This is a genomic window from Paenibacillus dauci (assembly GCF_000971985.1).
In the GTDB taxonomy this organism is placed as follows: Bacteria; Bacillota; Bacilli; order Paenibacillales; family Paenibacillaceae; genus Saccharibacillus; species Saccharibacillus dauci.
On sequence record NZ_KQ040799.1, the window covers coordinates 118,301 to 143,365 of the forward strand.

Below are 25,065 nucleotides of genomic sequence, written 5' to 3' on the forward strand. Positions count from 1 at the left end.
TATGGACCACATTTGATCCTTCTCCCGTTTAATGGTAAAGTCTACCTAAACATCTATGTATTATGCAAAAGGAGGAAGGTTACATATGAAGAAATATACGCTACTACTATTAACACTGGTCATGAGTACATCCCTGCTTGGATGCACCGAGCAAAGCAGTAAACCAGCAAGTAACAACGAATCAGCAGGCACAGGTGGTACAGAAGCTGCTGCACCGGCAACGACCACAACCGCACCGACAGAGACGACAAGTGAACCTGCTGTTGCAGGCAAACAAGGAGACACTGTAAACGAAGAACAACTTAAAGCAGCGATCGAAGTAGCCAAAAAATACAAAGAAACAGAATACACCATACCTGATTACAAAAATCTGGATCTGGAGTTCAAAACTCCAAAGAAAACAACAGATCCGGTCGAGCTCCCGCCTTCTCTGCGGCAGCAGTATGACACTCTGCTTCCATACGCTACCTCAACAGCCCTGGACAACAGTTTGCGCAATCGACTCATTTATTTGCCGCTGCAACTAGCTCTGATGGAAAAGTCGTCGATTAGCCCGCAGCATCTGGAGCTTCATGCCGATCCGGTTCTCAAGGTCAAAGGTATCCTGGAAATCGAGTACACGATGAAATTACAGCTGGATCGAAGCAAGGAACAACTACCTTTGCGGGGTACCCTGCAGCTGCAGCAGATGGATGGAACATGGAAAGTCATAAATGATGCCAATGATTCTGACAATTTCAACGTCATGTTAGATCGCGTGATGCCAACCAGCAAAACCAAATAAGCCCATATACAAATACACCCGGGAGAGCATAAGACTCTTCCGGGTGTATTTATGTTTGTATCTGAACCTTTATAATATCGGAAAATTTTTGACAGCGTCCTACTTTGCCTCTAACACGGTGCAGAATTCTCATAAAAAATCAGTCTGTGATTATTTGCGTGTAACGGTATATCCTTTGTTTTCGAGCAGTTTGATAATACCGTCATTGCCCAGATAATGGGCGGCTCCGACTACAACAAAGTACTGCTGATTGTTGCCATTTTTCAGATAAGCGTCGATCTTGTTTGCCATATTGATATTACGATCAACAAGGATGGCTTTGTGGTATTCCGGCTCGACCAGCGAACTGTTGGTCACTTCCATCAGCGCTTTTTCATCGCCGGTTTTCCACATTTCGCCCAGTTCCTTATCGGCATCAGCACTGGACTGATTCTGCTTGTCGTCAAAGGAAGCCAGTGTGGAATACAGCAATTTTTCCTGCAATTCATCGGAGAAATTATTCAGCATCCGAAGCTGCGATTCTTCGGTCTCCAGTCCGATCACCGGAATATCGCGTTCTGCTGCTTTTTTGATAAAATGCAGATCAATACCCAGATCGGCATCATATCCGGAATCATCGGTAGCAAAGGAAGAAACGATCATCTCGGCGACCCATGGTTTGAAGCGGTCCAGTGCACCGGACTTCCAGTCGTTCTCCTCCAGAACCCGGCCAAGCTTCTCGTATGTATAGGAGGAGATATGATTGCGCAGCGTACTTCCATCATGATACATACCTGTATCCAGTACACGCTTTTGGAAGTCTTCCGAAGAATCTCTGGTAATATCGACTTCTACACTCAGTGAATCGGCTTCGGCAAATGCCTGCTCATATTCCTGACGCAGTGGGTAGAAGCTGTCATCCGCTACATGCATGGAGCCTACCAGATAGACGGTATTGCCATTGCTTTGGACTTCCCACATAAATCCGCGTGCGCCGGTCTGAACAGGTGCTGGCGCAGTTGTAGTATTATTGACTGCTGGAGTATTCGTTGGTGCTGGTGGTGTAATTGTTGTAGGTTCTGTGCTTGTTGTACTGCTGTCTGTAGGGGATGTAGTTGGTGCTGGTGTCATTTCTGCCGGACTGCTAACCGGTTCCTGTACTGCCGTTGCCGGAGCGGATACCAGCTGGATGGTACGGGATTTGGCATTCCAGCTTACCGTGTAACCTGGCAGTTCGCCAAATGTACGAATCGGTACGTAGGTAACACCTTTGATCTGGGTTAACTTGCTTTTGATGGTAAGACTTTTGCCATCGACAACGACCTTAATACTGTCTTTGGTAACCGAGGACAGTTGGATGCCCATGGCTTTGAGGGTAGAGCGGAGTGGTACCAGTGTGACTTGCTTCTGTACAGTCGGTGCGCCGCCGGAGCGATACTCGACCTTATGGTCATTAACTTTGACCACAAGCGGCTGTGCTGCGCCAGCCATCGTTGGTGCTGTAGTGGTCAGCAGGCCTGCTGCCAGTACCAGGGTCATTATTTTCTTATGCCAGGATTTCATCGCAAAACTCCTTTTGAATGTTTTTTTCTGAGTGTAAAAAAGCGATTACAAGCTTGTGAATTCCGGCATAGAGGCAAAGCTTGACGTGTCTCTCTAACTATTGCATATCCGCCTGGTAATCACAATATATTCTTGCAGAATAAGAAGATATTGTGATTTGTACCAGGGAATACAGATTCACGTGATAATATCTTATTTACTCTCCTTTATCACTTTGCTGCTCGAAGCATCTACGATTTGGCCTTTAACAGGCTGCATATCATTGGACCAATGAATACGAAGCGATTTCCACGTCATCAGATCCGGTCCATCCGATACCTGGAAATGCATATGTGCTTCGCTGGAATTACCGGAATTGCCCACTTTGCCAATCGGGTCGCCTGCCTGAACCGTATCACCTGGCTTAACGGTAACGGAGCCTTTTTGCAGATGTCCCAGCATACTGTATTCGCCGCCATGATCAATAACGACCATATTGCCGCCAGGCTGATTGGGATTCATGACACCTACCGGTTCGTTATCTGCAATCGTATTAACTACTGATACCACTTTACCGGCTGCCGGAGCGATTACTGGCTGACCAAAAGCATAATAACTCTCATTCTTCTTGGGATCGCCGCTATAGGACATGCCATCCTTAACCTGTACCAAATCATAGGCGTAGCGCTGAGATTCTACAGCATAGTGATAATTTTGCAAGACGTTGGTGCCACCCCAGAATACATACCATTCTTCATCCAGTGGCATTCGATACGTATTCTTGCTCAGCGCTTTGTCTGTCGCCGGAAAGCTCTCTAGCGGCTGCAGCTGCAGACCGGCGATTCGGCCTTGTTCATCGATAGTGCCTGTCAGGCCCAGTTTCCTGTTATCGCTGATCCAATTGTACTGCTCATATCCATTCATCTTTGAGATGCCCAGTGAACGGAAAGACTGAATTCCCTGCAGCATGGACTTGGAGGTGGCTTCCAGGTCCTTTGCGGATACAAGCTTCTGGAATTCATCGGTCATCCGGGCATGAACCTGATCGGTTCGTCCATCCAGCAGCGCCGCGGGAATATCTTCGGCCTGCAGCTTGCCTGCTGCCGTCTCCTGATGATTATTATCTGTCATAGTCGTTGTGCCTCCATTCTGTTGTGATGTAGTAGAGCCTGCTTCTGTACCTGGAGCAGGCTTTGCAGGGGTGGTACTTTCTTGCCCACAGCCAGCAAGCAGTACTGCTGCCAATATACCTGAAGACAGTAAATAATTCGCTCTTGATGTATATACGTTGTTTGTTGATTTCCTGTTCCTAATTTTCATATCTGTCCCTCCCAAATTATGCATATACAATGTAATGGATAAAAAGAAAGAGCTGTCTGATATCAAACAGCTCTTTTACAGATGTTGATCCCTATTGGAGCATTTTATATCTGCCTTTTCTATATGCCAGCATTCCGGATAATGTCTCCTGCCGGAAACCCTTTATTTCCGTACGACTTTGTAGCCTTTATTCTCCAGCAGTTGAACAATTCCCTGCTCTCCCAGATAGTGACCTGCGCCAACCACGATGAAGTATTCTTCCTTTTTACCGTTTTTGAGATATCCGTCAATTTTATTCACCATTCCGATATTGCGGTCAGTCAGCATAGCCTTGTTGTACTCTGCATTATCGGACATACTGTTGGTGAACTCCAGGAGTGCCTGATCATTGCCGGTTTTCCACATGTCTGCCATTTGATCCATGGCTGTATCCATTTGATCGTAGCTGTCCAGCGCAGTATTGAGATTTTTCTCTTGTAGTTCTTTGGAGAAGTTATTGAACATGCTCAGCTGGGACTCATAGCTTTCCAGCTCAACAACTGGAATCTTGCGTTCTACGGCTTTCTGGATAAAATACAGATCAATACCGGCAGAGGCTTCATAACCAGCTTCCATCGGTTTGAGGGTACCGATCATTACTTCAGCGACCCATGGTTTGAAAGGATCCAGTGCATCCCGTTTCATTTTGTTTTTCTCCAGCACATCACCGAGCTTGGTGTACGTCTCGCTGGAAATATGATCTTTGAGCGTGCTGCCATCCTGGTACATCCCCAGCTGCATAATCAGCTTCTGCTGCTCTTCGCCAGCCGCTTTGCTGATATCTACTTCTACCCCCAGATGATCTGCTTTGGCAAAGGCTTCTTCATATTCTTCACGCAGTGGATAAAAGCTTTTATCCGCCAGATGCATAGAACCGACCAGGTAGACCGTATTGCCGTTACTTTGTACTTCCCACATAAACCCGCGGCCTGCTTGTGAAACTTCAGCTGCCGGAGCGGTCGTCGTACCTGCATCGATACTTGCAGATACCAGCTGTACCGTACGAGTCCGGGCATCCCAGTGAACACTATAACCTGCTGCATCACCGATAATCCGAACAGGCACATAGGTAACACCGTTGATCTCGGTTAGTTTACTCTGCAGGGTAATACTTTTGCCATTCACCACTACAGTAATACTGTCTGCTGTCGCTCCCTTCAGCTCTGTATCCATTGCCTTCAGTGTAGAGCGAAGTGGTACCAGGGTAGTCTTGTCACTGATTACCGGTGCGCCTGTACCATAATCTACTTTTTGCTCGTCTACTTTGACACTAGCCGGCTGCGGCGCAGCCATAGCGGGTGCAGAAGCAGCGGTCAGCAGACTGGCGGATACGGTAAGGGACAAAAGCATTTTTCTCCAGAGTTTCATTTGCATGGGTGATTTCTCCTTTGAGAGTGGGATGACAGGATGAATGGCTGAAGCTTATCGTGGAGTCTGGTTAGATAAAACGGCCTGTTCACCTGCGGAATAGTACGGCGTGACAACAAGATGAAATATAGATACCTAGTGGCTGGTCATACGATGATTGCTTCTTTTTATATCTTGTAGGCTTTCATCGCTTTGCGGATTTCTTTCCAGCTTGGACGCTTGCCATACATCAGTACACCGGTACGATAAATCTTGGCGGACAACCATCCAAATATGAAGATGGCAATCACCAGAATAATGAGCGAAATGGTTAGCTCCCACCATGGCATATTGCCAAGCCCGATCCGCACAATCGCTGTTGTTGGTGAGAAGAATGGGATATAGGAGGAAATCTTCATCAGCATCGAATCCGGATTGGTCATACTGAAGATGCCGATATAAAAAGCTGCCAGCGTCAATACGGTCAAAAGGGAAACTGCCTGTCCCAGATCTTCTGTACGGCTGACAATCGATCCCACAGCCGCATACAGTGTAGAGTACAGGAAATAGCCCAATACATAATAGACAAGACCTAGTACAGCTACTTCCCATGACAGATTGCTGATGTGAATATCAAATTGCGCCAGCACCTGCTGATAGTAAGGCAGCATAAGATGGACGATAAAGACAATGGCATACAGTCCCATCTGTGTCAGTCCTACCAGGAAAATGCCGATGATCTTGCCGAACATCTGTGTTAGCGGCGACACACTGGTAATCAGAATCTCCATCACTCTTGAACTTTTCTCCGCTGTAATCTCCGACGCGATCATATTCCCGGTCATCGTCAGGGAAATAAAGAACAGAATCAGCAGCAGATAGACCAGTATATAATTTTCCATGGTCAGCGCGCCCGACTTGCTATCTGTGCCTTTCATATCATCCAGCGCAACACGTGTCAGACTGACCGGCGTGCCGATTTCATTCAGCTGGGCTTCTGTCAATTGTCCGCTGGTGACCGAACGAACCTTGGCTGTCTGCGCTGCGGCCTGCAGCATAGCCTGAACACCCGCGTTATTTTTCTCGCTGACATAGGTGATGGAAGGGAATGTCTCTCCAGCCGCCGGCTTTTGCAGCTGCAGATACCCATCCAGCTTGCCGGCTTCGATCTGCTGGCGCAGCTTCGCGGCATCTGTCGGTTCCGCCTCCCATTCGATCCGGGTTACCCCTGTTCCTCTGAGTGCGTTCACTTCTGCGGCCCCTGCATTACCGGTATTGTTGGCAGCTGCCGGTTTCGTTGCAGCTGTTTTGTCCGCGGCTTCCTTGATCTGCTCGGCGATCTGCTGATACGATCCGCTTGCGATACCAATACGAACCAGATCTTTGTCCGACTGTCCGGAGAATAACTGGATAAAATAAGGAATATTCAGGCCTACGACCAACAGCATCAGCAGCACAAGCGTCGTCCAGCGAAAAGACTTGGTCTTGGTTTTGTTTCGATAGGTAAATCCAATAACTGCACCTAATTTATTCATGAGAGGATCCCACCACCTTAATGAAGATTTCATTCAGCGTCGGTTCTTTGACCTCAAATTGGTCGACAGCTCCTTGCGACATGGCCAGCTGCAGAATCTGCTGGGCTGCCTGCTCCTGTTCGATCCGGATCATGTAACGTCCATTGTCCTGACGCACCACTTCGGTGACTCCTTCGATCGTGTCCAGACCCTGAATTTCGCTGGCAGTCCGCAGCACAACCTTTTCCCGGGGATAGCTGTTCTTGATCTCATTCAGATCTCCCTGCAGCACCGGCTTGGAGCGGCGCAGGACAGTAATATGACGGCACAACTCCTCGACATGCTCCATCCGGTGGGTGGAGAACAAGATCGCCGTCCCTTCCTTGCGCAGCTCCAGCACGACCTGTTTGAGCATCTCTACATTGACCGGGTCCAGCCCGCTGAATGCCTCATCCAGAATCAGAATCTTCGGCCGGTGAATAACAGCAGCGACAAAGCCCATTTTTTGCTGATTGCCCTTGGATAGTTCTTCGATCCGCTTCTCCCGGTATTCCATCGCATCAAAGCGTTGCAGCCAGTAATCCAGACTCTGGCGCGCATCGGTAGCTTTCATACCGCGTAGCTGAGCCAGATACAGCATCTGATCACTTATTTTGACCTTCGGATACAGTCCCCGTTCTTCGGGCAAATATCCCATCATCGCCTGCAGCTCGGTCCGGTAGGGCTGTCCGTGATAGCGAATACTGCCTTCATCCGGATGAATCAGTCCCAGCACCATGCGCATCGTTGTTGTTTTGCCTGCCCCATTGGCTCCCAATAGTCCGTAGATCTCGCCTTCTTCCACTTGCAGTGACAAATGGTCTACAGCGGTATGACCGGCATATTGTTTGACAATTTGGTCCAGCATTAACGGATTCATAAACGTGCCTCCCTGTCTGTTTTCAGATGATGATCCTTAACCCAGCAGGACAGAAGTTCTTCCCATTCCAGTCCGTGTACCTGAGTGGTAATGCCGCTCTCCTCCGCAGTCTGCTGGAGAATCTGCGCATCTGCTGTCAGGATGCGAACCGAACCATCCGGCTTATCATCCCATTCGATAATACCTGGGCACTCCCTCAGCCAGTTCAGCGTCTGTATATCCTGTACAGGATTGATCCATACTTCCTTCCACTGCTGGTACAATTCATCTTTTTCCTGCATACCGCAGATCTGTCCCTGATGCATCAGCACGACATAGTCGGCCAGCCGCTTAACTTCTTCCATTCGATGCGTCGTAATTAGAATCGTCAGATCTCTCTGTTCCATGGCCTGGTTCAGCATAATAATCATGTCTTTCCAGGCAAAAGGGTCCAGTCCGGAAGAAGGTTCATCCAGCAGCAGCAATCTCGGCTTGGCTGCAATCGCTGCTGCCAGTTCGAACTTCTGCCGCTGCCCTTTGGAGATTTTGGATAGCTGCACATCGGCCGGTACGTCAAATGCCTGCAGCAGCTGATCAAATTGCTGCTCATCCCAATCAGGATACCAGTAAGCACGAAATCCACCTGCTGTGCGGGCAGTCATACGGTCTTCTTCGCGGGAAGGTTTTTCCGAGACATAGGCTATTTGCTGTCTCAGCTCCAGTGGCATCTCTCCCTGAACGCTCTGTCCAAACCAGCTAATCTCTCCGCTATCTGGATACAGAGTGCGAAGCAGCATATGCAGTAGCGTGCTTTTACCTGTTCCATTCTCGCCGACAAGTGCGGTAATGCAGCCGTGTGGCAGAGACCAGTTCAGCGGTCCCACCTTATGCTGTCGGCGCTGCTTGCATACATCTTTCAATACGATGACCGAATCCGTATCTTCCATATAATAGTTGTCCGATATATGATGAGCTGTCGTCTTGTTCATTATTCATCATCTCCTGTCTACGAATCTGATTCCCTAGTATCCAGTATCTCCTGAAAAAGCTGTTCCAGCTGCTGACGATTCCAGCCCATATTGTAGCTGCGACTGATCATCTCATTCATGAGTTGCCTCACATTCTCTTCGCCCATTCGCGTTCGCACTTCCTGTTCCACACCAGTGACAAAGGTTCCGGTTCCCTGCCTTGTACGCAGCAGTCCTTCGTTCTCCAGATCCTGATAGACCCTTCGTACGGTAATGACACTGCATCTAAGATCAGAGGCAAACTCCCGAATCGAGGGAAGCAGGGTGCCTTCTTCCAACTGGCCGCTGATAATCAGTGCACGCAGCTGATTCTCCACCTGTCGATACAGCGGCTCTGCGCTGTTCTCATTAATTTGTACCGGTATTCTCATGGTTGTTTCCTCCGTATCGTATACTTCTCGACCTCCCTGTGCTGTATTCACATCAGATCACGCTTTTTGGCCTTCCGATCTGTCCACCAGAATGCAATAAACATGGCTGCAATTCCCGCTGCCAGCAGAATCCAGACTATCGGCGAACCCAGTCTGTCCTCAACGGAGATTCGCAGCAGCTGACCCGATATGTTGTTGTGGGTGAATGTTCCTACAGCGCCAACAATAATTAGCACGACCAGCACAATCAGGTTATAGGTACGATATTGCTTGTAATTCGTAGTAAATTCCCAATAAATATAGACGCTCAGCAGCAACAGTCCGATTCCTCCCCAGGAGAGGGCAAAAGCAAGATAACCACTCAGTGTCATATTCGGGATATGCCGTGCTCCAAACCCATATACAATAGTGAAAAAGATAACCCAGTTATAGATAAACATAATGATCATCTGCTGCAGCCTGCTGCCCAGAACTGCAGCAAACGGAATAGGAAGAGTGCGATAGTATGCAAGCAGCTCGGTGTACATATCCTCACGCATCATACGGAAAGCCCTGCGGGAATAATCGGTGCCCAGCATCAGTGCCGAGATCAGCATAATAAAGTCGATCATTCCGGAATCCAGCACTTCGCCAATACTTATAAAATACAGACCTCCTACAAGCAGGCTCATATATAGCATGAATGCAGCAGCCCATACAAACATAATCCGGTTCTGTGAAATTTCCTTGCGGGTTAGCACCCAGCCATTTTTGAAATCAAACATGATTACACCCTCTCTGTGATCATTGTGTATAGTGTGTATATCCTTAAGCACAGTATATACACACTATACACAGTACACAACCCCTTTTTGGAAAATAAATAAAAAAAGTCCCCTGGCAGGAGCTGCCAGAGGACATGTATTTTACAATTTCAGTATGGTTACAATCAATTTCAGGTGGTGCGTGTAATATGAGCGGTAGCCGCTCCTTTCAATGTGCTGATACACGGGTTCATTAAGAGACGGATGAATTCAGTCGAATCAGTTCATCCTCAACAAGAAGCGTGAGTTCTTCTTCGTATCCTCCAGTTATGTGGTATTTTCGCACATATTCCTTCACGAATTTCTTTGGATCCTTAGGCCGGAAAATTCTTGTCATCTCCCGTAGACTTTCCTTGACTTCGTTATGACCTTTAGTTGCCATGGAATTCCCTCCCCAAAACGTGCCTTGTTTTTGAGAACGCCGAAAAGATCCGTGATGTGTAGTGTGATATGAAGTTGTGTCTCGTCTGTGATCTTTTAGCACTTTCGGTAGGCATTTATCCTTAACAATACCCCTGCAAAGTCGTGCTGAATCATTCCGGCTGCCCGCTCCTATCTTGCTTAACAAGGCCGATCTTGCCTGCATAATTCTGGAATCTCTGTAATGACTGTGCCTCTCTGGCGCACTGACTGTTCAGGCATGGCTGTCTACAATCAGTACTTATCTAAGCACCATCTAGCTTTATCATACCACATATTGTGGCGGCATATCATCTTTCTGGCATAAGTTATTTAGCGAAATTGGTTTTAATTTTAGGTAGGACTGCCTCAAAAAGCAGAGATTTGGCAGTAATCATGACATTCTATGCAAATTCGGGTAAAAGACAGTAACCTATCTGAAGGAGAATCCCGATGAACGAGAAAATACCCATTCTAATCTCATCCAATCTGCTTCGTCCTGCTCTGCCTGCCGCCATGGCTGTGAATCCTAAGATTGATGAACAACAGCTTCGCAAAACGGATCAGCGGCTGGAGCAGGAATATCCACGTATCAACAGCTTCCTCGTCGCCCAAAGTGGACAACTGGTATACGAGAGCTATTATAATGGCAATACAGCCAGTAATCTGGCGGATCTGCGCTCAGCGACCAAGAGCTTCACCTCGGTGCTGGTCGGTATTGCCAAACAACAAGGGCTGTTCCAGGATATTGATGAGAAGATCGAGCGTTATCTGGCCGATCAGTTTCCGGCACATCCGTCTGCCGAACTGCGCTCTACGACCATTCGGCATCTGCTTACCATGACAGCAGGATTTGACTGGCAAACCGGCAAAAAGCTGGGTGAGCCGGATATTCACCAATTTCACCGTACACGTCACTGGGCACGTGCTGCGCTGAAGCGCCCGATTATGCCGGAGACAAGGGATCATTTCCAGTATCGCAGTATTGACTCCCATCTGCTCTCGGTACTTATCAGCCGCTGGACCGGACAGGATGCTTTTACGTATGCGAGAGAGCATTTATTCGGACCACTGGGTATTGAGCAGGCTGCATGGTCACCCTCTCCGGAGGGAGATTCGATGGGTCATGTGGGTCTCTGCCTGACACCACGGGATATGCTGCGCTTTGGTATCTGCTGTCTGCAGCAGGGGAAATGGCAGGAGCAGCAGGTCATTCCTGCCGATTGGCTGGAAGAGTCCTTTACTCCCCAGTCTGAAGGTTATGCGGGTTATGGTTATTACGGATACGGTTGGTGGACAGGCAAGCAGGACGGGCTCGACTATGCCTGCGCTCATGGTCATGGCGGGCAGGAGATTATTATTTTGCCGCAGCTGGATACGGTAGTCGTATTTACATCGGACAGCAAAGTCCGCAAGTACAAAAATCCCCGGCATCTGCTGCCGGAGATGCTGTTCCCTGCCCTTCAGGAGGCACAGCAAGCTGATAGTACATGAATCCGAGCCGGAAAGGACTATCCCTATGCAGCGTGATTTCCCCTGTGTTCTGATTGTATATGCGAGTTATGGTGATGGACATCTGCAGGCTGCCCGCTCTCTTCAGAGCAGTCTGTACGAGCAGGGCATCCAGCGGGTCGTTCTGCTGGATCTGATGGCAGAGTCCCACCCCTGGATCAATGAGATGACCCGATGGATCTATATGCAGAGCTTCAAGACTATTCCCCGTCTATATGGCTGGGTCTACTACAAAACGCGGAAAATGAAAACAGGGACTGTGCTTTCCAACTGGCTGCATTCATTTGGTACACGGCGCATGCGTGAAGTAATGGAGTACGAACAACCGCATCTGGTTATACATACCTTTCCACAGCTGGCACTCCCTCATCTAAAAGCCCGCCGGGAACTAACGACGCCACTGGTGACCATACTGACCGATTATGATCTGCACGGACGCTGGCTGCATCCCCATATCGATCATTATTATGTCCCTTCCGGAGAAATGAAAATAGAAGCTGTACGCCGAGGGATTGCAGCAGAGCGAATCAGTGTGGCGGGGATTCCGCTTCATCACAGCTTTGAACAGCAGGAGCCGGCTCCAGTCTATCGAAGACAGCTCCTGCTGCAGGCTGGACTTGATCCGAAGCGCAAAACGGTTCTGCTGCTGGCAGGTGCCTATGGGGTACTGCAACATGTACAGGAAATATGTGAAATGATTCAGCAGCGTGATGATACACAGCTGATTGTTATTTGCGGCAAAAACAAAACGCTATGCGAGGAATTGGGCCAACGTTATCAGCACCATGCCCATATACGAATCGAAGGATTTACCGACAGGATGAAGGAATGGATGACGATGAGTGATTGTGTTATCACCAAGCCCGGCGGCCTGACGATGGCAGAATGCATTAGCTGCCGACTGCCGGCATTGCTGCTTCATCCCGTTCCCGGACAGGAACTGGAAAATGCACGATATCTGGAAGCCAAGCAGGCTGCACGAATATGCTATTCTCCGCAGGAGCTGCACGGGGTACTCCATAGCGTGCTGGATCAGCCAGAGCTTCTGGAACAGATGCAGCAGCATATAGACGCGCTGCGTACGCCTCCTGCCTCGTTACAGATCGCCGAAGATCTGGTGAGCCGCTATCTTACCCACCTTAATGATGAAACAGCTGCTATACGGCCCAGATTGGCTTTTCGGAACAGCCGTTATGTCTGATCCTGCAGGCAGCAGCTGTAGATTCAGTCGGCAAACTGTACCTGTCCATCTGCAAGACCGGCAATACGAACCAAAGATTCGAGTCGATAACCTTCATCCGTCAGCAGCTTGGCTCCAGGTTGGAAGGACTTTTCGATGACGATACCAATGCCGGCCACCTGGGCACCGGCCTGCTGTACAATCCGTGCCAGTGCAAAAGCTGCCTCTCCATTGGCCAGAAAATCATCGATAATCAGTACCCGGTCTCCGGGATGCATAAATTTTTTGGAGACCGTAATATCATTGCTCTGCTGCTTGGTATAAGAGTAGGCCGTTTCTACATAGATATCTTCGGTCAATGTCAGTGACTTTTGTTTGCGTGCAAAAATCAGCGGCACATTCAGTTCCAGCGCGGTCATAATGCCCGGTGCTATGCCCGATGATTCAATTGTAAGTACACGTGTAATTTGTTCATCGGAAAAACGGTTGGTAAATTCTCTGCCAATCTCTTTCATCAGTACAGGGTCCATCTGGTGATTCAGAAAGGAATCGACTTTGAGTACATTGCCTTCGAGCGCAATTCCTTCATTAATTACCTTATTGCGTAACAATTCCATAGGACTCATCTCCATCTCTTTTTAATTACATTGTATATACCACATTCATAGTCCAACATCTACAGCGAACTGCAGGAGCTGCGTATCTCTGTCTACTCTTCTGCCATCTCTCTTCAGCATTTCTTTCCTACTTTAACAATTGAATAGATTGGTACCCTATGGCACAAATCGTTAATACTATCGAGTTTTGATGCATTTAGTCGTATTTGCAAGAATTATAATTAATCCGGATTCATTCATCTAACAATGACAAAACGCATCAAATTACCTGTTCGCTGTCAAAACGTATAGGCGTGAATACTAGTGAACGCTCCTCTGTTTGGTAGATTCTTTGGGAGTGTGCCGATAAATCACGTGAAAACTTATAAATTTAGAATCAAATCCGATATATAATAAGGACTGCATTCATCTGGATGTTCTATTATTCCAGTATCTTGTTATAGATTGTTCGCAAATTGAATAATAGTTAGCAAAAGTATTACATACTGTAGACTTCTCCGTTTTCCTTGCCAGCGTATTATAATACTTTTAAATCTATTATTTATATTTTTTGTAAAAATTGCCTATATAGTAGTGAATAGGCGTATACTATTGAAAATGGAAGTATATTGGTTGTGCAGCACTGTTACGGAAGTTATCCAAAGTAGGCAATCATATCACACCGTGCTATACTTTATGTATTGTCTGCGGCTTTTCTCCTACTTCTGTTATTATTCAGGTCGCATACATCATAGCTTCACTAGGAGGTCTTTGTATTGTTCGCCCAACGCCTCAAACAACTTCGCAAACGACGAAATATGTCGATGAAAGAAGTCGCAGATTATATTGGAGTAGCCAAAAGTACTTACGCAGGCTACGAGTCCGGCTATCGTCAACCCACACTCGAAACGATTCAGGCTATTGCCCGTAAGCTGAATACAACTTCCGATTATCTGCTTGGCTTGACAGAGCAGTATGATCCCATTTCCTCAAATACGAACGCTCGTGAATTTCTCAACCATGCCCATTTGCACTGGGATGGCGTTCCCCTCGAGGCTGATGATCTTCAGTTGATCCGTCAGCTGCTGGAGCGTGTCGTACGGGATCGTGCGCACTCTGAAGAAGAACATCATTAATATTTCACTTCATTCCTGCCCAACATCATGATTAGAATATAGATTCCTACCTACCTGTTTCTTTATACTATATGCAGCAATATAAGCCGGTCTGATCGGTCATAAGCAGGCCGGCTTATTCGTGTCTTCTTATATAGCTTTTGTCGAATACCAATGAAATCCAAAAAACCACCGGATCGCAATAATAGCGACCCGGTGGTTTTTTGACAAAAATTGGTTCAAATTTAGGTTAATTGGCTACTATAAAACTATCACGCAAGAGTGCTGGACGACCCATGGAATGGTAATCCAGGCCAGTTGCTTTGATCCGTTCGGCACTGTATACATTGCGTCCGTCGATCAGTACAGGATTGTTCATAACCGCCTGAACTTCTACCAGATCGACATTTACAAACTCGCCCCATTCGGTAAGCAGGCAGATTGCATCGCAGCCGCGCGCAGCTTCGATGGCATTTTCTGCATAAGTCACGGATGGGTGATCGTACTCACGACGGAAGTTATCTGCTGCTACTGGATCGAATACCTGTGGCAACGCACCGAATTCAACCAGTTTTGGCACGATCTCCAGGGATGGTGCATCACGAACATCATCGGTATCCGGTTTGAATGCCAGACCCCATACTGCAATCTTCTTGCCACTGAGGGTACCGAGTGAATCCAGCAGCTTGTCGATCACGGCCCAGCGCTGGGACTGGTTCACTTCAACTACAGATTTGAGCAGTTTGAAATCATATTCCACGTTACCGGCAATCTGGATCAGTGCATGTGTATCTTTCGGGAAGCAAGAACCGCCATAACCGATACCTGCATTCAGGAAGGAAGCGCCGATACGACGGTCCATACCCATACCTTTGGCTACCTGATCCACATCAGCGCCTACTTTGTCGCAGATATTGGCAATCTCATTGATAAAGGAGATTTTGGTAGCAAGGAACGCGTTGGAAGCGTATTTGATCATCTCGGCACTACGGATATCCGTAATAACCAGGTTTTCGGTCAGTGGTCTGTGCAGAGCAATCAGCATATCGGCTGCTTGTTGTGTCTCTACACCGATAACGAGACGATCCGGGTTGAATGCATCTTTGACAGCAGATCCTTCACGCAGGAATTCCGGCATGGAAGCTGTTGCAAATGGTTGATCTGTCAGGCTGGCAATGATGCTGTTAACACGTTCGTTCGTGCCGACAGGTACGGTACTTTTCACAGCTACTACGGTGTAACCGTTAATTGAAAGCGCAATCTCGCGTGCAGCGGCCTCGATATATTCAAGATTCGCTTCACCGGATGGCAGTGGTGGTGTACCTACAGCAATGATAACCAGATCAGATTCCGGTACAGAAGCACTCAGATCTGTTGTGAAAGAAAGACGACCTTCCTCTACATTACGCAGCATAATTTCCTGAAGGCCTGGCTCATAGATTGGAACGCCGCCATTTTTCAATGTTTCGATTTTAGCCGGGATTTTATCTACACATGTTACGGTATTTCCGACTTCTGCAAAGCATACACCAGACACTAGACCAACATAACCTGTACCAATAACTGTAATTTTCATTATTCACACTCCCATTTCTGTTTGTAGTTGAGTACTGAAATCCATGCTATTTTCACCAAGCGATTGGGCAACCTCTATTCACGTATAATGTTAATCAACCGATATAGTCTGTATAAGAATTGGTGTATCCAATCTCATATCTATATTTGGAGGCTGATCATTATGAGAAATCAGGGAAATCCGACATTTGCCAAAGGTTGTCTGTGGGGCACTGCCCTGTCTCTGCTGCTGTGGGCCGCTATCCTCTGGATGGTCATGCACTGACCCATCAGCAATACGTCTGATCCACTATACTTTTACATGCTGTAAAAGATTATGAATATAATCCGTAATATCAGTCAGTGACGCACCGGAAGTTTTATCTTCCCTGGTGTATGGAAAAGCATCAGACGGTTCATCGTTCCATACTTCCAGGCCCTGTTCCGACATCAGATCGAGCTGCTGTATTTCTTCCCAAGACATTAACGTTACCGGATGTTCCAGCGGAATAGCCGCAATCGTATGACGGTCTTCATAGAAACTGCTTCGGTTCAGCAGAACCAGCGGCTTGTTCAGCTCTACCGCTTCACATATCGTGCCCCAGCCTGGCTTGGTAATCACGAGGTCGGCAGCAGCCACATAATTCTGTGACTCGCTATAGTCGGCAGGAATATGTGAAATATTCGGTCGCTCGATATCCATATTTGCCGATACGATAAACCGGCAGTTCTCACTGTCCCATAGCTTCAGCGCAGACAATTCGTCTACCTGAATACTCATGCCCAGTGCGAAAAAGATCAATTTGCTTTGTCCATCCGGATTCAGTTCCTCACGGATACGCTGGACTTCGAGCTGATCAGGACGCCGGCAGAAAAATCCGGTATTAATCCTGCCTTTACAGCCCCACGCCGGTTCGGCGCAGCCTGCGAGGCCAATAAAATGATCCATCCGTGCATAAGCTTCACGTAGTCCGTTCAGTTCATGCAGCTCCAGCATATCGCGGTAGGCCGTATACCAGGTGAAGTTGGAAATGCCAAGCGATTCTACGCCTACTCTCCATGCAGCAGCAATTGGAATCGGCGAAATGTCACTGATTACCAGCTGTGCACCGCTTTCCTGCAAAAATCGTACTTCCATAACTAATTTTTCTTCAAACAACGACATGTCGCTATTATATTGTTCGCGTAGACGAGGAATATCAGCTGCAATCGAATCCGTCTGCAGTACATATCCTGTATCCGAGAATGTACGCCGGAACTCCAGCTCATGCGGTCCGCTAGTCTGCAGGGATTCCTGCAGAAAAGACAGTGCCCGGCCTGAGTTGATAATCAGTCGCATCGGCGTCCCAGTACAGCTTTCCAGCATTTGCCGAATGACGGCAATACTGCGCGTTGCATGTCCATATCCATAATCAGAGACGTAGTAACAGATAGTCGTCAGATCTTCAGGCAGTTTTGAGCGATATCTTCCCATGAATGGAACAGCTCCACCAGTTGATTGTTGCGTTCATACATTCCTGTCTGAACGACGATAAATTCCATTGCGCTTGAAGCGCGCATACTGTGCATGGCTTTGACTGGAATATGCAGTACATTACCTGCACTTACCTGCATCACATTGCCGTTAAGAACAAATTCGCCCTCACCTTTGACGATCGTCCATACTTCTTCGCGTTCGGTATGGCTGCGATAGCTGAGGTTATGGGCTTCTTTGAGTCCAATACGCTTGGTCGATACGCAGCGTCCATCTTCATACTGCTGATCGTCCAGCACATGAACCCATCCCCATTGGCGTTCTTCGAACATTGGGCCCTGATCAAAATTAACCAGTTCTTTCAGCTTGGGGCTGCTGGCTTTATCAGAGACGAGGATACCATCCGGGCTAACTGCTACTACGACATCTTTCATGCCGAGTACAGTAACCGGAATATTCGTCTCATTGACCAGATGCGTATTTTCACAGTCAACGCTGATAATCCCGCGTCCGATCTGTACGCTGCTCATTTCCTCGGTCAATGTGTTCCATGTACCAAGATCTTTCCAGTAGCCGGTATAAGGAACCGCTACGATATTTTCTGCTTTTTCCACGACTTCATAGTCAAAGCTGATCTTCGGCAGAGCTTCATAGCTGCGCAGGAATTGCTCATATTGGATCGGCATGCCTTTTTGCTCCAGCAGGTTAATAATGTACCCGAGCTTGAAGGCGAATACGCCGCAGTTCCAAAGAGCTTTCTCGGCAATCAGCTGTTCTGCATATTCTTCCGTCGGCTTTTCCTGAAAGCGGCTGACCGAACGAAGGCCGGTCACGCTTGTTTCGCCGGACGGGATGATATATCCATATTTGGAAGACGGATACGTTGGCTCTACGCCAATCAGCGCCAGATCCGCATTGGACTCTTCAATCGCGTCTTCAAGGCTGCGTACCGTTTCAAAGAAATGATTATCGACATAAGGATCGACCGGGAGAATCGTAACGACTTCATCCAGGCTTACACCCTGAATGGAATACAGATAGGTTGCTGCCAGTGCAATGGCAGGAAACGTATCCCTTCTTTCCGGTTCAATGATCAGTGGTACATCGGCTCCGACTTGACTGCGCATAATCTCCACCTGAGACTTGCCGGTGGCAATATAGCTGGAATCGCTCAGTCCGCTGATGTCCAGCTGATTCCATACACGCTGAACCATCGATACCAGCTCACCCTGCTCATTTTCCAGCACTCTCAAAAACTGTTTGGATCTCGCATCATTGGATAGAGGCCACAGACGCTTTCCTGAACCTCCGGATAAAAGGATAAGTTTCACTCCGATCCCTCCTATGTTTTCTGTGTATTTGTTGTCTTACTGGCGAATCATCGGTGATACGGCTTACCTGGATTCAGGCAGCATGCTTGGTGACGAGGATGGAGCAACCATGGACAGCAGCAGCTGGCGGTATTTCTCCAGCGATACATCACGGCGGAGATGTTTCTCCAGATAGTCTCTTCCGTTTTGACCGACTGTTTGCAGTTCCAGACGATCCATTGCATACAATGTCCGGAGTTTTACAGCGACATCATCATAATTTTGAGGCTCTGCCACCAGACCACAGTAGCTTTCCACAATCAGGCGATGCGCTTCACTTCCTTCCTCGAGTACACCGAGTACCGCTTTACCGGCAGCCATGACTCCGTAGATTTTGCTGGGAACCGATACACCCTTGATTCCCTTCTGATTGACAACCAGATGAACGTCAGCGGCATTGAGTGAATATTTCAAATCCTCTTTCGGTTGAAAGGGGAGAAAACACACCTGACCGGATTGAATCAATCCGTGTTGTTCAGCATAATCCATCATTTTCTTCTTCATGGCCCCTTCGCCGATGAAGGCGAATACCATGTCTTTGCATTCTTTCAGTTTCGGTACGACGCTGATCAGGTTTTCGAGGTCATAGTACAATCCCAGATTACCGGAGTACATAACGACGAATTTGCCTTCCCAGCCGTTCTCACGAATAAACTGGGCGACACGCGGATGGTCTTTGCCAACCGGCACAATCTCCTGCTCATTGGTCCAGTTGTTAATCACTGTATTGGCAATCTGTTTGCGACCGCCGAACCGCTTGTCCAGTGTCTCCTGCATATCCTTGCCGACCGTAATCACATGATCGGACATGGAGCAGTTGATATTATCAATCGCCCGGGCGATATTGAAAATCCATTTACGATCCGTATAACCGACCGCTTCGGCCTGCTCGGGATTGAAATCCTGAATGTTGTAAATATGCTTGGAACGTTTGAATAGTTTACCGATTGTACCGATCAGTCCACCCAGTACCGGCGGTGTCGAGATCGTGTAGATAAAGTCGGTGTTTTTCTCTTTGAGCAGCTGATACGTTGCGAACCAGAAGTACGTCGAGATGTACTTGATCCGGCTCAGCTTGTTCTGCTTGTCTACCTCTGGCAGACGAATACGGACAACCTCTATATTCTCCAGACGGTCACGAAGTACCCGGCCTTTGGCACCGGAAGGACTTACATAACCCGGAGGACATTCGGCAATGACTGTGATATCAAAGTCATGCTGCAGATACAGACACAACTCGGTCAACAATTGTCCCGTTGAAGCATAATCGGGATAAAAGTAGTTAATGACAAATACGATTTTCGGTTTATCCTTCACATTTATCCCTCTCTAGCGTTTGGATTTTAAAACGCGATGTTCCATAGTGCTTGGTGCGTATGCACGTTACTACTTTACGATGTGTACAGCAGGAGTCTGTTGTTCTTCCGGGAACCGGTGCTTATGAAAAGCAGCGGGGAAGCCGATGTGGACTTCGTTTCTCGGAATGTCTTTGACTACTGTACTGCGTGCTCCGGCGACTCCCAGTTCATGGATAGTGATGCCTGGATAGACAAATACGTCGCTTGCCACCCATGCGCCATCCTTGATGATGATCGGCTTGGTAATCAGGCCGAACGTAGGGTCGCTGAGCTTGTGGCTGCCGGTGCACAGATAGGAATTCTGTGAGATGACACACTGGCTACCGATTACGATCTCATCCAGACTGTAGAATTCAACGTTGTCTCCAATCCAGGAGTGTTCACCGATCGTGACTTTCCATGGATAGGTGAATTTGGCGGTTGGACGAACTCTTACGCCCGGTGCCAACCTGGCACCAAAAGCATTAAGCAGGAATCGTCTCCAGCCGTACATATTATGCAGCGAGAAACGGAACAGCGTCCCTTGAATGAACCACCAGATCAGGCAGTACCAGCCGGGTTTGCCACGCGAGTATTCTGCCTGTGTGTATTGATCCAGTCTGATTTGCGTCATTTCCGTCTCCTCCCTTCCGGCGGCAGGGCTGCTGCCGCTCTACTCTGCCGGTGCGGACTCGGAATATACCGATGCTTCCGGCTTGCCGCTGATAGCGCGGCGCAGTACTTTGTCGAGCTTACCGGCTACCACTTCGTGGGCACAGTCGCTGACCAGCCATTCCATGGCTCTGACAGGATACAGGCTGTACTGCTGTGGATGAGCAAGAATCTCGTTCAATCCGGCAGCCAGCTCTTTGGGATCATCATTATCATAAGTAACAAACATATTCTGGTTAATCACATTGATATCAGACACGCCGGAGGTGAGAACCAGCTTGCCGTATTTGATGTATTCCACGACTTTGGACGGGAACGAACATTCACTGAAGCTGATTTTCTCGCGCTGCGTGTTAACGAACAGGTCAGCGGTCTCCATCAGCTGTGCATAATCGTGATCATCCAGGAATCCATGGAAGGTAATCTTAATTTGTGGATTCTGATGGCTCTGGATAAACTGCTTGAGCTTGTCTTCCAACGGACCGTAGCCGGTAATATCCAGCTCCAGCTTGCGGCCGGTGTTCACATAAGGAAGGGCATCCAGCAGAATCTCAATACCGCGATCATAATCCAGTCGTCCGGAGTAGACCATCCGGAACGGGCGCTCGTCCGTTCCCAGATCGACTTCGCGGACCGGTTTCAGTCTGGACGGATGAACCGTACCGCCGCGTACGACGGTGTAGTTGTCCGTGCTGACTCTTTTCTTCAGTACCGATGTAACGAGTACGGCACCATCCAGCAGCTTGTTCGCAAATTTCTCAACTGCCACGGACAATTTTTTGTAGTGTTTGTTAGTCTCGGTAACAGCGTAGATACCATCTTCGTATTCCACGATCAGTGGTACACGATACAGCAGTTTGAACAGGATCGCCGGCAGCGCCGTCTCCAGACGGTAGTTGTAAAAGACAACCGCTCTTGGTTCCTTTTTGTGTTCCCGGTTCCAGCGTACGAGCTGGAAAAAGGTAGTGAACAACGTCATCAGCAGGCTCACGCCTTTGAGATCCACTGTTCCGGGATAAACTACTTCACTGTTGTTACCGATTGGATAAGCATCCCTGCTAAACCATTTCATCGTGTTTTGCTTGAGCAGCAGCGGAGAGATCACGGTAATATCATTGCCGCTCTCTTCCATGGCCAGCAAAATGCAATCGATTTTCTTGTTACCCGCCGTATGCTTGGCGCTATATCCCCTCTTTTGCTGTAACTGGGTGTTGACGTAAGGGGCGACGTATGCGACTGACTTCGTTTCCACGGATTTCACCACTCTCTATCTTTTCGTTTAGTCTCATTCTGCTGGTATCCAGGAACATCAGTACGATGAACACGGGCTGGAACAGCATATTCTCCGTTGAGAAGACAATCACCAGACCGATAAAGATGAGCAGTGTCTGAAACACGCCGCCAATCGGCCTGAGCAGTTGAAAGAAATAATAAATCATCAGAATCAGCAGCAATGGCAGTCCGAACTGGTATCCAAAAGTCAGCAGCGAGTTGGAAGAATCGGGTATACCGTATCGTTCCATCAGCACTTCATTATTCTGGAATCCCCAGCCAACAAGCGGCTTCTCCACCAGCAGCTGCAGATTGGATGTGGTATCCAGTGAACGCCGGTTAAAGGAAGCATTATCATCCTGGAACTTGTCGGTAATAACGCCGCTCTGGACAATGAACAGTGCGAGCGGGATAAATACAATCAGTGACATGACCATTCGTGCCATCTGCTCGCGCTTGCCATTGCGAATCACATAAGCCAGGTAAATCAGTGCGCAGATCATATACCCCGAGGTAGACATGGTCGTCAGCAGGGTAGCCGTCAGGATAAGCAGTTTCCATTTCGGCACTTTCCGGTTGGTGAACAGCATCAGGAAAATGCCCAAATTCAGAAATACCTGATAAGCGCCCGGCTCCCAGAAGATTCCCTGGTTACGTGTCATGTTCCACAATCCGTATACATGAAAAGGCGTAATCCGATAAGCGCCTCCCCATACCGGAGTCGGTGGAACGAGCTGGCGCACCAGCGCCGCATCCAGCACACCTGCCAGATAAAACGGCATGCCCAGCAGGGCAAGCGCCACGATCAGCCATTGATAACTTTTGGCTGCCTGGCGGAGATCGATCCGGTTCAGAACCATGAATACCGCCGCCATCTTGAGAATCAACCCGATATAGCCATTCAGATTATTCTGATACATCAGCATATTAAACAGGAGAAAGATAACGATTAGCAGCAGAATCAGGAACTGTTTGGGTTCAATCCGTTTCGGAAAATAGAACACCAGCGCAATCGCGAATAAAATCATGATGAATTCGGAGTACATCAGTTTACCGAATAATACAGAGCCCGATGTAATCACAATGAGCATGACGGTCAAAAACGTCAGGAACTTGCTTTTGACCGTGATGTCATTAGGATTGGACAGCGTATATGGATTTAACGTCATTATCATTCACTTCCAAACGTTTGATCACTTTGGCAGGCACTCCGGCTGCAATACAGTTCGGAGGGATCGAGCTTGAGACGATACTGCCTGCGCCGATGATGCTGTTTTTGCCAATCGTCACACCTTTTAACACAATCGAGTTGGCGCCGACCCATACATTGTCTTCGATGGTCGTTGCCGCTGTGCCGATATCGTCAGGCTGCTTGTTGAAGCGCCGTCCTTCCGGCTTGATCGGATGAAAATCCGTATCGCTAATCTGCACGTTCACACCCAGCATGACTTCGTTGCCGATATGAACACTCGACATGGCGCAGATACTTGCTCCGCTAATTCCCACATCGTTGCCGATCGTAATACGGGCGCCGCTGCGCAGTGTACGAATCACAGTCCGGTGATTCAGTCCGATCGGATTACTGTAATCCGATGAACACAGAATCGCATTGCTGCCAATCGTAATCTGGCTGCCCGGCTCCTGATCCACAATCGGCATACCGACTGCGATCAGATTGGGACCAAAGGAAATCCGCTGTTCCTTGAATATCCGGCGAGTCATCCAGGTCGAACATTTCTTGGCTACTTTGCGTTTTACTTTGATAAAAGAATTAATCATACTGGCTCCCTAACAAAGAAACGGTTGTAGAAGTCAAAGGTGCGCTTGGCATTTTTACGTGCATCAAAGTTCTCTTCGGCAAAGGACAATGCATTCTGTCCCAGCTTCTCGTACAAGGCAGGATCTGTACCGATCTTGATCATGTACTGTGCCATTGCACTGTAATCACCGGCTTCAAACAGATAACCGGTCTTGCCTTGCAGAATCAGTTCATTCGGTCCGCCGATGTTGGTGCCGATCGCCGGTTTCTTCATCGCAGCCGCTTCGATAATGCTGCGCGAGAAATGCGGTTCTACGAACGGGCACATCATGACGTTGCTGGCAGCGATCATCTGTGGTACATCATCACGGAAGGCCAGCGGATAGATCTGGTCATTGCCTTTGCAGGCTTCCATTACTTTGTCTTCATATGCATTGTTCTTGTTAAAGTAAAATCCGCCAACGATCAATTTGAACTTCGGATGATCCTTGCTGATTTTATTGAATGCTTTGACCATATCCAGTACGCCATTGCCGCTAACGATCCGGCCGATATACAGGAACACGATATCGTCATCAGCCAGTCCCAGCTCTCTGCGTACGCCGGCACCACTCACATCCGGGTTATAGGATTTGAAATCCACAAAGTTATATACGACTTCCAGCTCACGGTCTGCACTATCTACCGTCTCGGAATCAAACTGATCGATGGAGATGTAACCATCCACGTATTTATGATTCATACGCTTCAGAATATTACCGGCGAATGAATTCAACAGCGGCTCACGCACATGGCAGACCACTTTGGTATCCGGAGATACTTTTTTGGCTGCACGCGCTACCTGGAACAGACAGGTGCTATTCAGATGAATGATGTCCGGCTGATATTTGCGAATGTATTTTTTAGCCTGAAAATAAGTAGGCAGTGCGCCGATCAGGTTACGGACAAACAGCTTCGGCGTCATGCCGGATACCGTCGATCCGTGGAAAGGAAACATGCCTTTCGCCACTTCTACCGGCAGTCCGCCGGATTCCAGCAGCTTCACCGCAGGACCATTTCGAATCGTGAGCACATTTCCCTGGAACTTTTGCTTGTCCAGATGGCTGATCAGGTAGGTCAAACTTCTCGGTGCTCCACCCATGTACCCCGAATGATGGACATACAGTACTTTTTTCAATGCCTACGCCTCCTTGTTTCTTT

At 48.1% G+C, this 25,065-nt stretch carries 23 protein-coding genes; 4 read left to right on the plus strand and 19 right to left on the minus strand.

What is annotated here, in order from left to right; all coding sequences use genetic code 11:
- Positions 1-85 precede the first annotated feature (85 nt).
- Positions 86-784: a hypothetical protein gene (locus tag WH46_RS04000; protein ID WP_046225815.1), complete on the plus strand. Its 699-nt coding sequence runs from the start codon at positions 86-88 to the stop codon at positions 782-784.
- Positions 785-934: 150 nt separating this feature from the next.
- Here WH46_RS04000 and WH46_RS04005 read toward each other — a convergent pair whose 3' ends face one another.
- From WH46_RS04005 to WH46_RS04045, 9 genes are all read right to left on the minus strand, one after another.
- Positions 935-2,326 carry a TraB/GumN family protein gene (locus WH46_RS04005; RefSeq protein WP_046225816.1) on the minus strand — a complete coding sequence of 464 codons (1,392 nt, stop codon included), beginning with the start codon at positions 2,324-2,326 and terminating at the stop codon, positions 935-937.
- A 192-nt stretch (positions 2,327-2,518) separates the two neighbouring features.
- Complete coding sequence (locus WH46_RS04010) at positions 2,519-3,625, minus strand: peptidoglycan DD-metalloendopeptidase family protein (protein WP_231584287.1); 1,107 nt, start codon at positions 3,623-3,625, stop codon at positions 2,519-2,521.
- 162 nt (positions 3,626-3,787) lie between these two features.
- Complete coding sequence (locus WH46_RS04015) at positions 3,788-5,032, minus strand: TraB/GumN family protein (RefSeq protein WP_046225991.1); 1,245 nt, start codon at positions 5,030-5,032, stop codon at positions 3,788-3,790.
- Between the two features lie 167 nt (positions 5,033-5,199).
- Positions 5,200-6,546 carry an ABC transporter permease gene (locus WH46_RS04020; protein WP_046225818.1) on the minus strand — a complete coding sequence of 449 codons (1,347 nt, stop codon included), beginning with the start codon at positions 6,544-6,546 and terminating at the stop codon, positions 5,200-5,202.
- A complete protein-coding gene (locus WH46_RS04025; protein ID WP_046225819.1) occupies positions 6,539-7,444 on the minus strand; it encodes an ABC transporter ATP-binding protein in 906 nt (301 codons plus the stop codon). Before WH46_RS04025 ends, WH46_RS04020 begins: the two co-directional genes overlap by 8 nt.
- Positions 7,441-8,412: an ABC transporter ATP-binding protein gene (locus WH46_RS04030; RefSeq protein ID WP_231584288.1), complete on the minus strand. Its 972-nt coding sequence runs from the start codon at positions 8,410-8,412 to the stop codon at positions 7,441-7,443. Before WH46_RS04030 ends, WH46_RS04025 begins: the two co-directional genes overlap by 4 nt.
- A gap of 17 nt (positions 8,413-8,429) precedes the next feature.
- Positions 8,430-8,822, minus strand: a complete 393-nt coding sequence (locus WH46_RS04035) for a GntR family transcriptional regulator (protein ID WP_017812602.1) — start codon at positions 8,820-8,822, stop codon at positions 8,430-8,432.
- A 47-nt stretch (positions 8,823-8,869) separates the two neighbouring features.
- Complete coding sequence (locus tag WH46_RS04040) at positions 8,870-9,586, minus strand: ABC-2 transporter permease (protein WP_046225820.1); 717 nt, start codon at positions 9,584-9,586, stop codon at positions 8,870-8,872.
- A gap of 232 nt (positions 9,587-9,818) precedes the next feature.
- Positions 9,819-10,007 carry a hypothetical protein gene (locus tag WH46_RS04045; RefSeq protein WP_017812600.1) on the minus strand — a complete coding sequence of 63 codons (189 nt, stop codon included), beginning with the start codon at positions 10,005-10,007 and terminating at the stop codon, positions 9,819-9,821.
- A gap of 470 nt (positions 10,008-10,477) precedes the next feature.
- On the opposite strand from WH46_RS04045, the gene WH46_RS04050 reads away from it, so the two are divergent.
- Together WH46_RS04050 and WH46_RS04055 are read left to right on the plus strand one after the other, a co-directional pair.
- The gene (locus tag WH46_RS04050; RefSeq protein ID WP_052714110.1) at positions 10,478-11,518 is read left to right on the plus strand and encodes a serine hydrolase domain-containing protein; all 1,041 of its coding nucleotides are present in this window, start codon (positions 10,478-10,480) and stop codon (positions 11,516-11,518) included.
- Positions 11,519-11,543: 25 nt separating this feature from the next.
- Positions 11,544-12,737 (plus strand): MGDG synthase family glycosyltransferase, encoded by a 1,194-nt coding sequence (locus WH46_RS04055; protein WP_046225821.1) that lies wholly within the window; start codon positions 11,544-11,546, stop codon positions 12,735-12,737.
- Between the two features lie 23 nt (positions 12,738-12,760).
- Here the strand turns inward: WH46_RS04055 and WH46_RS04060 are convergent, their stop codons facing one another.
- Complete coding sequence (locus tag WH46_RS04060; RefSeq protein ID WP_046225822.1) at positions 12,761-13,333, minus strand: xanthine phosphoribosyltransferase; 573 nt, start codon at positions 13,331-13,333, stop codon at positions 12,761-12,763.
- Between the two features lie 755 nt (positions 13,334-14,088).
- Between WH46_RS04060 and WH46_RS04065 the strand changes: the two genes are divergently transcribed.
- A complete protein-coding gene (locus WH46_RS04065) occupies positions 14,089-14,448 on the plus strand; it encodes a helix-turn-helix domain-containing protein (protein WP_017812596.1) in 360 nt (119 codons plus the stop codon).
- Positions 14,449-14,677: 229 nt separating this feature from the next.
- On the opposite strand, the gene WH46_RS04070 is transcribed toward WH46_RS04065, so the two are convergent.
- The 9 genes from WH46_RS04070 to WH46_RS04110 form a co-directional block, all read right to left on the minus strand.
- Positions 14,678-16,003, minus strand: coding sequence for a UDP-glucose dehydrogenase family protein (locus WH46_RS04070; RefSeq protein ID WP_017812595.1), 1,326 nt, complete (start codon positions 16,001-16,003; stop codon positions 14,678-14,680).
- Between the two features lie 288 nt (positions 16,004-16,291).
- Positions 16,292-17,455 carry a glycosyltransferase gene (locus tag WH46_RS04075; protein WP_052714111.1) on the minus strand — a complete coding sequence of 388 codons (1,164 nt, stop codon included), beginning with the start codon at positions 17,453-17,455 and terminating at the stop codon, positions 16,292-16,294.
- The gene (locus WH46_RS04080; RefSeq protein ID WP_017812592.1) at positions 17,419-18,786 is read right to left on the minus strand and encodes a sugar phosphate nucleotidyltransferase; all 1,368 of its coding nucleotides are present in this window, start codon (positions 18,784-18,786) and stop codon (positions 17,419-17,421) included. Before WH46_RS04080 ends, WH46_RS04075 begins: the two co-directional genes overlap by 37 nt.
- 63 nt (positions 18,787-18,849) lie before the next feature.
- The gene (locus WH46_RS04085; protein ID WP_017812591.1) at positions 18,850-20,142 is read right to left on the minus strand and encodes a glycosyltransferase family 4 protein; all 1,293 of its coding nucleotides are present in this window, start codon (positions 20,140-20,142) and stop codon (positions 18,850-18,852) included.
- Positions 20,143-20,211: 69 nt separating this feature from the next.
- A complete protein-coding gene (locus WH46_RS04090; RefSeq protein ID WP_017812590.1) occupies positions 20,212-20,796 on the minus strand; it encodes a WcaF family extracellular polysaccharide biosynthesis acetyltransferase in 585 nt (194 codons plus the stop codon).
- Positions 20,797-20,835: 39 nt separating this feature from the next.
- Entirely contained in the window at positions 20,836-22,086 is a 1,251-nt protein-coding gene (locus WH46_RS04095) for a glycosyltransferase family 4 protein (RefSeq protein WP_152425839.1), read from the minus strand.
- Positions 22,016-23,275, minus strand: a complete 1,260-nt coding sequence (locus tag WH46_RS04100; protein ID WP_017812588.1) for an O-antigen ligase family protein — start codon at positions 23,273-23,275, stop codon at positions 22,016-22,018. Before WH46_RS04100 ends, WH46_RS04095 begins: the two co-directional genes overlap by 71 nt.
- Complete coding sequence (locus tag WH46_RS04105) at positions 23,241-23,885, minus strand: DapH/DapD/GlmU-related protein (protein ID WP_017812587.1); 645 nt, start codon at positions 23,883-23,885, stop codon at positions 23,241-23,243. Before WH46_RS04105 ends, WH46_RS04100 begins: the two co-directional genes overlap by 35 nt.
- On the minus strand, positions 23,882-25,042 hold the full coding sequence (locus WH46_RS04110) for a glycosyltransferase family 4 protein (RefSeq protein WP_046225823.1): 1,161 nt from the start codon (positions 25,040-25,042) through the stop codon (positions 23,882-23,884). Before WH46_RS04110 ends, WH46_RS04105 begins: the two co-directional genes overlap by 4 nt.
- Positions 25,043-25,065: the final 23 nt, after the last annotated feature.